The organism is Lentzea sokolovensis (assembly GCF_033949975.1).
Lineage (GTDB): Bacteria > Actinomycetota > Actinomycetes > Mycobacteriales > Pseudonocardiaceae > Lentzea > Lentzea sokolovensis.
In genome coordinates this window covers 44,204-57,082 of sequence record NZ_JAXAVU010000016.1, presented here as the reverse complement: position 1 = coordinate 57,082, position 12,879 = coordinate 44,204, and the positions used below count along the sequence as shown (strand labels likewise).

At 60.8% G+C, this 12,879-nt stretch carries 12 protein-coding genes; 9 read left to right on the top strand and 3 right to left on the bottom strand.

The window, feature by feature from the left end:
• The first annotated feature begins 235 nt into the window (after positions 1 to 235).
• The 6 genes from SK854_RS40440 (at position 236) to SK854_RS40415 (ending at position 7,888) form a co-directional block, all read left to right on the top strand.
• Complete coding sequence (locus SK854_RS40440) at positions 236 to 493, top strand: hypothetical protein (RefSeq protein ID WP_319980436.1); 258 nt, start codon at positions 236 to 238, stop codon at positions 491 to 493.
• Complete coding sequence (locus SK854_RS40435) at positions 459 to 1,358, top strand: helix-turn-helix domain-containing protein (protein ID WP_319980435.1); 900 nt, start codon at positions 459 to 461, stop codon at positions 1,356 to 1,358. Before SK854_RS40440 ends, SK854_RS40435 begins: the two co-directional genes overlap by 35 nt.
• 63 nt (positions 1,359 to 1,421) lie before the next feature.
• Positions 1,422 to 2,264, top strand: coding sequence for a DUF5753 domain-containing protein (locus SK854_RS40430; protein WP_319980434.1), 843 nt, complete (start codon positions 1,422 to 1,424; stop codon positions 2,262 to 2,264).
• A gap of 406 nt (positions 2,265 to 2,670) precedes the next feature.
• Positions 2,671 to 5,952 carry an NACHT N-terminal Helical domain 1-containing protein gene (locus tag SK854_RS40425; RefSeq protein WP_319980433.1) on the top strand — a complete coding sequence of 1,094 codons (3,282 nt, stop codon included), beginning with the start codon at positions 2,671 to 2,673 and terminating at the stop codon, positions 5,950 to 5,952.
• Between the two features lie 461 nt (positions 5,953 to 6,413).
• A complete protein-coding gene (locus SK854_RS40420; RefSeq protein ID WP_319980432.1) occupies positions 6,414 to 6,878 on the top strand; it encodes a hypothetical protein in 465 nt (154 codons plus the stop codon).
• A complete protein-coding gene (locus tag SK854_RS40415; RefSeq protein ID WP_319980431.1) occupies positions 6,875 to 7,888 on the top strand; it encodes a tyrosine-type recombinase/integrase in 1,014 nt (337 codons plus the stop codon). The genes SK854_RS40420 and SK854_RS40415 overlap by 4 nt, the downstream gene beginning before the upstream one ends.
• A gap of 77 nt (positions 7,889 to 7,965) precedes the next feature.
• On the opposite strand, the gene SK854_RS40410 is transcribed toward SK854_RS40415, so the two are convergent.
• Positions 7,966 to 8,931 (bottom strand): helix-turn-helix domain-containing protein, encoded by a 966-nt coding sequence (locus tag SK854_RS40410; protein ID WP_319980430.1) that lies wholly within the window; start codon positions 8,929 to 8,931, stop codon positions 7,966 to 7,968.
• Positions 8,932 to 9,150: 219 nt separating this feature from the next.
• Here SK854_RS40410 and SK854_RS40405 point away from each other — a divergent pair, with 219 nt between their 5' ends.
• Positions 9,151 to 9,792, top strand: coding sequence for an HAD family hydrolase (locus tag SK854_RS40405; protein ID WP_319980429.1), 642 nt, complete (start codon positions 9,151 to 9,153; stop codon positions 9,790 to 9,792).
• Positions 9,793 to 9,808: 16 nt separating this feature from the next.
• Here SK854_RS40405 and SK854_RS40400 read toward each other — a convergent pair whose 3' ends face one another.
• The gene (locus SK854_RS40400; protein ID WP_319980428.1) at positions 9,809 to 11,068 is read right to left on the bottom strand and encodes a helix-turn-helix domain-containing protein; all 1,260 of its coding nucleotides are present in this window, start codon (positions 11,066 to 11,068) and stop codon (positions 9,809 to 9,811) included.
• A 266-nt stretch (positions 11,069 to 11,334) separates the two neighbouring features.
• Between SK854_RS40400 and SK854_RS40395 the strand changes: the two genes are divergently transcribed.
• Together SK854_RS40395 and SK854_RS40390 are read left to right on the top strand one after the other, a co-directional pair.
• The gene (locus tag SK854_RS40395) at positions 11,335 to 11,688 is read left to right on the top strand and encodes a zinc finger protein (protein WP_319980427.1); all 354 of its coding nucleotides are present in this window, start codon (positions 11,335 to 11,337) and stop codon (positions 11,686 to 11,688) included.
• Positions 11,685 to 12,410 carry a helix-turn-helix domain-containing protein gene (locus SK854_RS40390; protein WP_319980426.1) on the top strand — a complete coding sequence of 242 codons (726 nt, stop codon included), beginning with the start codon at positions 11,685 to 11,687 and terminating at the stop codon, positions 12,408 to 12,410. The genes SK854_RS40395 and SK854_RS40390 overlap by 4 nt, the downstream gene beginning before the upstream one ends.
• Before the next feature lie 15 nt (positions 12,411 to 12,425).
• On the opposite strand, the gene SK854_RS40385 is transcribed toward SK854_RS40390, so the two are convergent.
• Positions 12,426 to 12,797, bottom strand: a complete 372-nt coding sequence (locus tag SK854_RS40385; RefSeq protein WP_319980425.1) for a DUF6355 family natural product biosynthesis protein — start codon at positions 12,795 to 12,797, stop codon at positions 12,426 to 12,428.
• Between the last annotated feature and the right edge of the window lie 82 nt (positions 12,798 to 12,879).

Below are 12,879 nucleotides of genomic sequence, written 5' to 3'. Positions count from 1 at the left end.
GCAGCCGTCAGACCGTCCGGTGACGTGAGGACTCCGCGTCCGCCTCAAACACGTCACCGGACACCCAACGCACGTGCCACAGGGAAGGGAACCGCCATGGCCGCAGTCACGGTCGCGCTCGGTCTCGTGGCAGGGGTGACGTGGACGTGGGTCATCGGAGACCACTTCGACTGGTGGCAGCGAGCGGCTGCGCACCGTCGGCACCTAAGACATCACCGTTAGGCGGAGTGCTCGGATGAACGACCTCCCAGGCGAGACGTATGGCGAAGCGTGGCTGTCGCTCACCAACGAACAGCGCTCCGAGTTGCTGTCACGGCGACGCGACAACCAGCTCAACGAGAAGGCACTCGACGAAGCGCCCACCAACCACGGCGAGGACGAACAGCCCAACCAGCCGCAGACCACGCAGCCACCGAGCTTCTCATCAAGTTCTTCACACCAATGCAAGGAATCAGGACATGCCCAAGAGGTACTCGACCGCGCGCGGCCGTGAGTTCGGCGAGAGGCTGCGCGCGGCCATCGCGCAAGCGGGCATGACCTCTCGGCAGCTCGCCGACCTACTGGGCTGGCAAGAGGCCAAGGTTTCGGACATGGTGAACGGCAAGGGAGGGGTCACCACTCTGGAACTCGTGTTGGTGCTCGGTGCCTGCCGAGTCCCCGAGCCCGAGCGCGAGCACCTACTCAGCCTCTTCCCTGCTACCGAGGTGAACGGCTGGTGGCAGCCACACGGCAAATGCGCACCGGTCCGATCACATACAGCCCGCACCAACCTTGCCGCGGCCAAGTCCATCGTCAGCTGGCATCCTCATGCGATCCCGGATCTCCTCCGGACGACCGACTACGCGCGTGGAGTGTTGGCCGGCTCAGCCATCGTGCCGGCGATCGAGCTGGACGAGCGGCTACGTGCGTTGCACGAGTTGCAGGAGCTGCTCCGCAATGGTCTCGACTGCACGTTCTATGCCCACGAGTTCGCGATTGAACTCCAGGTCTGTGGGCGCGAAGGGCACATCGCCCAGTTGCAGCACCTCATGCGCATGGCGGCCTGGAAGAAGATCAGGATCTTGATCGTGCCCGCGGCAGCCGGTGCGCATGCCGGCGTGGCTGGACCGTTCACGCAGCTCACGTTCCCGAAGTACCAGCCTCTGATCTGGACGATGACTGAGAACTCCAGTCTCTTCGTCGAAGAGGAACACGCGGTCGAAGGGTACGAGGCAGTCGTCCAGGCACTCGACGAGATCAGCCTCGACGAGCACCAGTCGCTGAAGTGGATCTCCCGCCGATGCGTACGCCTCCAAGAGTCCGACGAAGCCGAGGACGTGATCCGCGAAGACGAGGACGAGCCCTTCCCGCCGCTGTAGGCGACCAGCGCTTCGTCACCAAGATGAGAGCGAGCAAAGTGATCGTGAGGCGTCGATCTCCTCATGCCTAAGGACTTCCGGGCTACGGCGCTTGAACGCGCTGTCGGCAGAAAACTGGCCAGCTGGCGAAACGAACGAGACCTCAGTCTCGTCGAAGCAGGTAACCGCGTCGGCTTCAGCAGCGCCAAGCTGTCGATGATGGAGAACGCGATACAGCCCTCCGCGGTCGTCGACATCATGGCGTTGGGCTACGTCTACAAGGCGCCCACCCCTGAGTGGCAGTTCGTGATGTCGCAGGCGCGGCACGCCGCGGACTTGAGAGCGCTCCGGCAGCCTCAAGCGGCCATCTTCGACCCGGCTGAGGACTTCCCACTCCTGATCGCTGACGCAACCCGGTTGCGGACGTTCGCCACGGACACGGTGCCGACCATCTTCCAACTCGCCGACTACACCACAGCAACCACACAGCGGGACGACCCGGCCAAAGCCGCGCAGCTCTCGCGCGTCAGGGAGACATGGGCAACCCGATCAAGCGGCGACGACCCCCTCGCCGTCGAGGCGGTGTTCCCGGAAGCCGTGCTCCGACAGGTAGTAGGCGGCAGGCGCGTGCTGAAGGCACAAATGCTTCACCTCATGGAGGTCAGTGAGCTGCCAGAGGTGAGTCTTCGGGTAGTACCGCACTCGGCTGGCTCCTATCCCACGATGAACTGTCCCTTCACTTGGCTGAGCTTCTCGCACCGACAGCACAACGACGTGGTGTACACGGAAACGTTCCTGCGCTCCGAGTACGTGGAGACCCACTCCGAGATCGAACGGGTCGCAGAGCGGTTCTCCGCGTTGCGGATACTGGCACTCGACGAGGACGAGTCGTTGGAACTCATCGCCGAAGCTGCCACGCGCATCTAAGCCAGCCAACATTCCAGACGACCACCCGGCGGGCCCGTGCTAGTACAAGGGCTGCGCGATCACGCAGCCACGAGACCGACCACGAGACCGACTTGGTCCGCCGTCTGCAAGGCAGCAGGCGCATATGAGTCTGCCGAAACCCGATATCCGACCACGAGCGCCACGTCGCGCTGTCTACCAGAACTGTTCGCGATCTGACCGAGAGCGTCCGCATAGTCACGGACCGCAGAAGCACGCTCGAGCTGACCGCCCAAAAATCCGTGCCAGCGGCGCCAGGTGCAACAATCGCACCCCCAAGCATCGAAAGCAATTAGGTTATCCAATAGCAAAGTTCACCTGGACGGCCTATGCCGACATCACAGATTCGGGCTTCAGCAGAGGCCCATACACCGGTATCTTGGTTTCTATGGTTGATGCTCTCCGGCTGGCCAAGGCGTTGGTGGATCCACTGGTCCGTACGATGCTGTCAGAACGTCGACGGCGCGATGAGCGGTCACGCCCGTTGAGCGACCTCATCAACGTATCACTTCTCGACGACTACAAGAAGCGCAAATTTCGCCGAGAAGTCGAGGCAATTCGAGACGCAGTCGCCCAACGTCTCGAATCTTTTTCTATTGGCGAATGGGCCAATTTCGACGAAGGCGATCGCGCCGCTACTCTCTCAGCGGTTGCCGATGCCTTCGAATCGGCAAATTTAACAGATACAGTTCTAATGGCCACGAATGCTAATCCTGTGCAACTAGCGCGCCATATCCGGTCAAGCATCGAAGCAAATCACACAGCGATTGGCCTTAGCGGCCCAGCAAATTCGTTCTTCGAGAGGCTCGTAACTGAATGCTCCACTGTATACGCACAACTTGTGGTTCAACTATCGTCATTCGGACCACGCAGCCTCGTTGAGTTACTTGACCGAACATCGTCCCTCAGCATTCAGATTGAACATGTTCTCCGGAGACTTCCCCAGCGGACAATCGAAGCACCAGACGGAACCGATCATGACGTCGACTTCATGCAGCGTTATCTCAATCACATAAGCGCCAGCCTGGACGTAATCGAACTTTTCGGGATTGACGTTCGCACTTATAGCCCAGATACCGCGCTCAGCGTGGCCTACATTAGTCTCACCGTGTCGCCCGAATCGACACCAGAAAGAAATCTAGATCCGGCACAACACACGGTACTTGAACAACTTAACCATGCTGCTGCACATGAAGCAGGAATTAAGGTCGAGCATGCGCTCGGTCACTCACCCCGCATTCTTATCCGAGGCGAAGCAGGGTCAGGGAAAACAACACTCCTTCAGTGGCTGGCCGTAAATTCGGCACGGAGCTCTTTTAAAGCTGAACTGTCGGAATGGAATCAGCTTACCCCATTTTTGGTTAAGTTGCGAAATTATGCAGGAAACCCGCTGCCCACACCCGAGCGTATGCTCGAAGGGGTGGCTGACCCAATTATCGGGCTAATGCCAACCGGATGGGTACACCGCCAGCTCTCAACTGGAAGATCGTTAATCCTAATTGACGGAGTGGACGAGCTGGCCGCTTCGGACCGCAAAGCAGTGCGCGACTGGATTCGCAATCTCCTATTCGTGTATCCGAACAATCGAATAGTCGTGACCTCTCGCCCACACGCGGCAGCATCGCGATGGCTCAAATCGGAAGAGTTCACCTCGGCAAATATCGACCGAATGCGCCCTAGCGAGGTGCAGAACCTAATTTGCCATTGGCATAATGCCATAAGGCAAGCCAAGAGCACGCCATGTAATTCGACTGATTTACACGAATATGAGCGATCCATTAAGGCCCAGTTAGACTCTAGTCCTCACCTCCAAGGAATAGCGACCAGTCCCCTTTTGTGCGCAATGCTTTGCGCACTAAATCTCGATCGCCACAGCGCCCTCCCCTTGGATCGCATGGGTGTTTACGCAGCCGCTCTAGACATGCTGCTTGAGCGACGCGACATTGAACGAAAAGTACCCAGCTATAAAGACATAGATTTGAGAGCACGCGACAAGATTGATCTACTTCAGCATCTCGCGTGGAGGCTGTCAATAAATGGTCGCACTCAACTTACTCGAGACGATGCTATTCAACGGCTATCCGAACGGTTAGCGACCATGCCTTTAAGCAACTCCGATCCCGAGCTGATACTAGATCACCTTCTGCAACGCAGTGGCATAATTCGACAGCCAGCGGTAGATAGAATTGATTTCGTTCATCGAACTTTTCAAGAGTATTTGACTGCGCGCGAGACTGCGGAGCAAGGCGACGTCGGGCTACTCGTAGGATATGCACACCTGGACACCTGGCGCGAAACCATAATCATGGCAGCCGGACACGGTAATCACCCAACAAGGCAGAATCTACTCGACGGAATTTTGGACCGAGCTGATACTGAACCGAGACATTCCCGATCGCTTCGACTCCTCGCAGCCGCTTGCCTTGAGACGATCGGGTCCATAACTGGAGATCTCCGGAATCGAATCGAATACGGACTTTCTAAAACTATCCCTCCTCGTCGAATCAACGAGGCTCAGTCGCTTGCATCTGCTGGTCCTGCACTGATTCACAACGCCCCGCGTAACCTGCACAGCTATAGCGATACGGCAAGTCGAGCACTAGCCAGAAGCGTTGCACTTGTCGGCGGTCCACAGGCTATCCAAATATTAGGTTCGTATGCAGCCGACCAACGTATGATCATCCGTCAGGAACTATTCGATTTATGCGGGTATTTCAATCCTAAAGAGTACGCAGAGATCGTACTCAGTCGGATGCCCGAGTTCTTTAGTAGAATCTGGATTAGGAACCGTTCGCAACTTCAGGCGGTTCGCAATCTTTCACTTTTCAACAGGGTCGACTATCTCTCATTGCACGAAGTTGAGGATCTCAATCGAGATCTAGAAAACCTTCCCCCTATATCCAGTGTCTGGTTTCACGGTGAAATCGAAGACATTTCTGCCTTGGTCACACATGCCGACTCTTTAACTCGCGTAGTCATTTGGTCAAAGGCGCCGATCACGGACTTGGAGCCGCTGCGTCACCTAAGAATGCTAGAGTCATTAGTAATTAGTCATCCCAAAGGGTTTGACAACCTTGAGCATCTTGAGACCTTGTCTCGGCTCAAAGAACTTTGGCTCTACGACTGCGATCGAGTGCAGAGCTTCTCCGTACTCCTTAACCTGCCGGCGCTTCAATCTTTACGAATTGCAACGCCTGCGAAACCAGGCTTTTGGAAAATGCTGGCTGACCTACCTGGATTGGACGAGTTGGACATCCTTGGTTCGATTCCTCCTCCTACGGGACTCCGCGGAATCGCTTCCGCGAGACCCGAATTAAAAAACCTGCGTCTTATGGACGCCCATTGGCTCGACGAGCTCAGCGGGATTACAGGGATCAGCAACTTGGAACAAGTCCATATCGACAGCAGCAAGCTGGCCGATATTCGACCGCTCAATCACTTGCCGGAACTCAATACAATTGACTTAGCTTGCCCGATGGTTCACGATCTAGCCCCTCTCGCCGATTGCCCGAATCTGAAGACGCTATATCTACGAAGTTGCATGCGCGATGTCGACCTTTCTCCCCTGAAGAATCAGGACTTGACTTTATATGTTGACGATCGCGCCACATTCAAACGATGGAAGAAGAAACTCGGCTCAAGGGTTAACCTGCAGTCGTTTGGGCTCTAATTGCGAGACAGACTGCACGCGGGCGGCGTCCCAGCAAGCACCGGCGCGATATCCGGAACGCCGATGCGAAGACAGGGATTCGTTGTCGCCGTCCCACATCCGTAGATCAAGCCTGTCCCGTCCCACTGCAAGCCGCGCGGAGACCCGGACCGCACTCAGGATCCACAGCCGGGACAGCATCGCTGCTCACTGTCCCGTTGTCCAGCATCTGGATATCAGCTGGCAGAAGGGCTTCGTACGCTGTGCGAGAGCTGTCCCACGTAACCGTCGTGGGACAGCTCTCGCAGATCAAGAGGGGCCAGGTCACTCACTCCGGGCCGGGAAGGGCTACGTGGGTGAATAGTGTGCGACTTCGTCCTCGGACACGAAAAAGTGGCACGTGTGCCACGTCTACGTGGCAGGTGCTCAAGTACGCTTGAGCACCTGTTTTGCGTTTCGGCGCTACTTCCAGGTGGCGTTCGATGACCATTTCCTTCATCCGCCCCATCGTTCCTGACACAGCGCCGGGAAACACAAGGGGCGCATCTGCCCGCATTGCCGGTCAGCCCCTCCCGCTTATCGCCGTTCCGGTATCACCGCCGCAACGGCTGAGCAACATCCTGTACAGCGTCGCCACGCTCGACGACCGCGGCCGGGTCGCAGACCGCCACATGACCGCCGCACTGAACTGGACCGCCGCAACCCGGCTGAACATCCGCGAACACGACGGCCTGTTGGCCGTCGCCGCCGACCCGCACGGCGTCTTCAAACTCACCAAACAGGGACACGTCCGGCTACCAGCCGACGCCCGTCGAGCAGCACGCCTGAGGTCCGCCGACCGAGTCCTTCTCGTCGCCCACCTCGACCGCCAGACGGTCACGGTGTTCCCACCCATCGCGCTAGACCAGCTGGTGCTGCCCGCCCTGCAAGGCGGTGAGGACCTGTGACCGGTGCACCGACCCAGGCTGAGCTCGACGCCGCGCGCCTGGTGCTCGATCGGATGGGAGTGACCGCCGAGGACCTGCTCAACTCGGTGAAGCCGCCGGCTCCCACCTTCGGCGAGTACATCCCGGTCGTGGCGGCGGCCGTGAGCGACGGCACTCGCCGCGCCTACAGCCCGTATTGGAACCGCGTGCTCGACCAGTGGGCGGACATCTCGCTAAGCGACCGCACGCCCACCGACATCCAGCGGCTGGTCCAGCACGTCAAGGCGAACCTGACCGTGCGCCGTAACACCCGCAACGGCAACTCCGCCGCCGAGCACCTGATCGCCGCGTTGCGCTGCCTCTACCGCCACGCCGTCAACGACGAACTCGTCGACGAACGCTCCAACCCGGCCGCCAAGGTTCCCAAGCCCCGACGCCAGCCCAGCAACCGGCGGGCGCTCTCCGGCAAACAGATGGACCAACTCAACGACGTCGTCGCCGGCGGAGGCAACGACCCACAACTCGACTCACTGATCATCCGGTTCCACACCGAGACCGCCGCACGCCGCGGCGGCGCCCTCGCACTACGCCCCAAAGACCTCGACGAAGAGAACTGCCTCGTCTATCTCCGCGAAAAGGGCGAGTCGTCGCGCTGGCAACCGGTCTCCCCCACGCTGATGTGGCACCTGCTCCAGCACGTCGAACAACGCGGCGCACCGATGAACGGACGCCTCTTCCGCTACCTGGACGGCCGCCCGATCACCTACCACCGCTACGACCGCCTCTGGGTCCGCGTCGGCGAAGGCCTGCCATGGGCCGCGAAGCAGGGGGTCAGCACGCACTGGATCCGATACACCACGCTCACGTGGGTCGAACGCCACTTCGGCTACGCCGTCGCCCGCGCCTTCGCCGGACACAACGACACCAACAGCGACGCGGGCAGCACCACGACCTACGTCCGCGCGACCCTTGAGGAAGTCGCCACAGCACTGGCCGCGCTCACCGGAGAGCACCACCCACTCGCCGCGTAATTGGCAGCGGACAAAGACGGGGACTGTCTGTGCATCACGTGATGGACAGACAGTCCCCGTTCTACAACTCGCGCTTCCTAAAGGGACGCGTCGACAAACACCGCCGTCGGCAACCCATCACGTCCCGTGGAGTCGGCGGCGGAGAGACTCTCTCCAAGGCGGCACAGCATCGCTTTCGACTGCTCCGCGTCCAGGCTTGCTCGGTCGAGTGCACGAATGACCTGTTGGTAGGCCTCAACAGCTCCGCTGTCTTCTTCGATGAGCATCGAATATTCGTGCTCCAGGAAGATCAGCGGCTCGTGCGCTCGGAAGGTCAGCCGGGTGAAGGCCTCGTTCATGCCCGCGTGAGCACCGACCGCCGTCGGCACGATCTTGATCGTGATGTTCGTACGAACACCCATCAGCAGCAGGTGATGTACCTGGCTGACGTGGACGTCATGACCGCCGACCGGCAGATGCAGCGTCTGCTCGTGGACGTAGAAGGTGCACTGCAAGCCGCGGCCGACGAGCAGATCCTGCAACTCCTGTCCCACCTTGAGGCATCGATCCACTTCCTCGTCAGGCAGGTTCGGAGACGCAGCGATGGCCGCCCGCATGTAGTCCACCGACTGCAGGTACACCGGGAGCCCGTGCGGGTGCCACGTAGTCAGGTTCTTCGCCGACTTGAGGTTCTGGACGAGCGTGCGATGCCGTTCAGACGCACTCAAGCTGTGCTTCTGCCACCAACCCTTGACGTGGGTCGCAGGCCGCAGTGCCACCAGGTGGTCACGTTCATCAACCGGCGTACGACAGACCCCCAGCAGAAGGGCAAGTTCTGTCTCGGTGCAGCCGATCTTGCCATTCAGGAAGTCCGACAGCTTCGCCTCCTGCCAGCCCACGAGCTCAGCGACCCGGCGCGCGGGCATGCCAGAGGCCTTGATGGCCGACCGCACGCCTTCACCGAACTCGCGGCCACGAGCCGTGGAACATCTCTGCGGCATGGGAATTCCTTGCAGTAGCTGGGATCTGTTGCGCCAGGCACAACCAGCCAACTGCTCCAGCACAGGTCAGACCAGCTCACCAATCGCGCAGCGACCCAGCACCAATCCCGCAACTACTAGCTCTCGCCTGCAGAAATGCCGTGGTCATGCAGGGATGACCCGATCGGGTGTTCGCGCCACCACCACGCGGTTCACACGAGCGCTTCGGCGTGGGCCGCCGGACGTCAACTCAACTGAGCGGAGCGCTCGCCCTGCGCACCTCGATGGCGTAAGAGTGGGTGCATGGTCACTGCTGTCGTCTTCGATGTCGGCGAAACGCTGTTGGACGATTCGCGCGAGTGGGGCGCGTGGGCCGATTGGATCGGCGTACCGCGGCACACGTTCTCGACCGTTCTGGGCGCGGTGACCGTCTCTGGAAGAGACAATGCGGAGACCTTCCAGTACTTTCGCCCAGGCTTCAACGTCGCGCACGAGCGGCTGTTGCGCGAGGACGCCGGGCTAGGTGAGCGGATTGAGGAGCAGGACCTCTATCCCGATGTCCGGTCAAGCCTCGCGGCACTGCAGGGCCTTGGACTACGGGTTGGGGTTGCCGGCAACCAGACTGCCCGCGCGGCCGAGTTGCTCCGAGCCCTTGCCCTGCCGACCGACTTCGTGTCGACGTCTGGGGAATGGGGCGTTGCCAAGCCCTCAGAGACGTTCTTCGAGCGCGTCGTCGAAGCTGCTGCAGTTCATGCCGAGCAGATCGTGTACGTGGGAGACCATCGGGACAACGACGTCGTTGCTGCGAAGGCTGCGGGGCTGCGCACGGCGCTGATCCGGCGTGGTCCTTGGGGATACCTGTGGGCTGACGACCCGTTGGTGAAGCGGGATGCCGATTGGGTCATCAGCTCACTGGACGAGCTTCCTGCGCTGCTCGCGGGCTAGAATCGCTGCCGATACGTCAGATCGCCCGTGCTCCAGCCCAAGCGGCGAGCTCGACCACCCTGTTGTTTCCGGGGCGATGCTGGAGAAGCGAAGCGAGAGTTCCTTTGACTTGCGGATGTTCTCGCGTGTGTTGAGGAGCCGCGTCACGCGCCATCTCGATGCAGACATAGGCCTCCTCGTGGTGGCCCAAATCGTGTTGCGCGCTACCCAGCTCGATGTAGTAGTGCGAACGGCGCTCCGCAGGCAATTCCGCCGACGGATGCCATGTTGCTGCCCGCTCGATGCCGATCGGGTCGCGCAGCTCAGTGGCCACCGCAAGTTCGTGGATGCGAATCGACTGCGGGCCAAAGGCAGTGCCGCGGTAGACACCTTCAGAGACTCTCTTGGCCGCCTCGTTGGCTTCACGCAGATGATCCTTGGCCGTGCGAGGGTCCCCGATTCGACCGGCCACCACTGCTGCTCGCATGTGGAGGGATCCATAGGCAGCAGCAACGTGCTGATCGTCGAGATTGGACAAGGCCGACTCACTGGCAGCTTTGACGAGCGCTCGACCGGCAGCACCGAGGTCGCCGCTGGCGAAGAACGTCTCCGTGCGGACGTACTCGGCCGCTGCCACGAGCAGCGGGTCATTCGCCTGAGCCGCCGACTGCCGTATCAGGTCGATGATGCGGCCTGAGAGATCGAGGTATCCGAATTTGAAGGCGATCCCGTCTGCAGCGCGAAGTGCAAGAGCACGAAGCAACGCGACCTGTTGCTCCTGCTGGCCTTCCTTGGCGACTTGAGCTGCCCGCGCCAGCTCTGCGAGAAGGTCTGGCAGAACTTCCGCAAGTGCGCCGTACCTGGCCTCAAGACGGTGCTCATTAACGCGGGCGACGTCTGCAGCGATCTCGACGAGCGGACGCGTGGGCCCGTCATCAGGAAGGTCGAAAGCATCGAGTGCCCGCCGCACAAGCGGTACGACGCCGTGCACGCTGTCGAGGCTGTGTCTGATCTGGACGGCTCCACGAGGATCATGTCGAGGCTGGTCTGATCGACTGCCGATCGACCGCACTTCGAGACGCTCGTCAGCGCGCGGATTCAGGAGGTCGATCAGTTCCTGAACGGACACAGCCAGTACCTTCGCGAGCCGCGGCTGCAGCCAGGCCTCCGGGGTGGACTTGCCCTGCTCCCAGCGACCGACGGTTCCGGGAGTGACTCGCAGGAGCTCGGCCAGGCTCTCCTGTGAATACCCCATGGCCCTGCGGCGGGCGGCCAGCCCTTTCCTCGGCTTCGCCATCGGTCTCCCCTGACGCGAATTCGGCGCATTGTGCCTGCACAGGCTAGCTCGGAACACCTGCCGAACAACCGTTCCACCAAGAGAACTTCATTTTCACCCGGTCGGGTTATCCCGGCGTTAACGCAGGCAGGAGCGCTAGATGACTGATTCCTGCTGGGTTGTGGCTGGATACCTGCCCTGGTTCTCCACAGTTATGTCGATTTCCGTGGATCACAGCTGACATCAGGCGCGCTGCTCGCGCAGACGTTCACGGGAAGTGATCGGGCATGGTTCGAAGTTACAAATGGCAGCCCCATGACGATGGCCGCCACGCGATACCCCAGGAACTAGGCGTCAACGACGTCGGCTACACCCTCTGCGGCATCGAGGTGACGGCCGGTCCCGACAGGTGGCCCAACGAAGCGCGCTACTGGCCGACGTGCAACGAGTGCGATCTGGCGTGGCGAGAATCCGAAGGCATCCTGCCGTGGCCGCGAAGGGGCCAAGACGCCAGGCCCTTGCCTTCGCGTCGTCCTGGAGCTTCCACGGCGTCAGACACCAGCAGCCCGATCGACGTGCTTGATCTCGTCATCGACACGTTGACCGCTCAGGGTGCAAACCTCAGGACTGCCCGCCGATGAAGATCACCGAACGGGTCTCCAAGGACAAACGCCTCTCCTGGACCCGCAAAGGCGGCATCGTCCTGGTGGCTTTCCTCGAACGTGTGACCGTCGAACACAACGTCGCTCGTCTCGCGGAGTTGGCGTGCCTCGCTGACGTCGACCTGCTCAACCAACTGCGCCGGTTCACAAAGGCACGCGTGCTCGGTCGGCGCACCGATCTGGACGTCGTGCCTGCCGAGGATCACTTCTGGCTGTCCACTGAACGCGTCGACCGAGCACGTGCACTCCTCCAGCAAGCAGACGACGCCGACCTCCGGGAACTGGTGGCGGAACGCGGACTCGACATCGACCGCGCCTTGGGCGACTTCTCCACCCAGCAGCCGTACGCCGTCGCACTAGGCAAAGCACTGCGAGACGCACGTATTGCCTCCGAATCGAGTCAGGCCGAGGTCGCCGAGAAAGCGTCGGCCCTCTCGAACACCGAGCTGTCAGCGTTCGAGAATGGGCACGCTCTGCCAACCCTGATCACGCTCGCCGAGCTGGCTCACATCTACAAGGTCGACGCTGACGAGCTGATCGTCCGGGCCGCCTGTCACTCGAGGCCCGACAAACAGGTGTTGGCGTTGCGAGTCGCCGAACCGACGTTCCGCGCGGTGCTCACTCACCAGTTCGCGGTACGTCGCGTTCGGGAACTCGCGCGGACGAAGGCGCAGCGCTCGAAGGCCGCGACGCCTAGGTGATCTGGAGCTTCTCGATCACGCGCGTGGTTGTCCTGTCGAACACCTGCGGTCGTGGGGCGGCCCGGTGAGGTTCGGCGGCGTGGTGACGTAGTAGGCGTTGACGACCTTGTGTTGTCCGTCCCTGTAGAACGGAATCTGCCACCACGGCGGCACGCACGTCGTCCCGGTGCTGCCCGTGGACCAGTGGAACTTGATGAGGATGAAGCTGTCCGCGCAGTGCACGTACCGACCAGTGAGCTCTCCCACCGGAGGCGACACCTCGTAAAAGCCGCAGCGCGGCGGCATGATCCGCGCCGCTGAGCCGGAAGGTGCGTCGATCAAGCCCATCGCCGTGGTTGCGAGCAGCACGCCCACCGTTGAGGCAGCGCGAGCGAGTCGTCCGTTCATCGTTGTTTCTACCCTTCTCCTGAAGTCGTTGGTGCACTTCAGTTTTCGGGTGTCCACAACAGATTCGGAAGGCGTCTTCCGT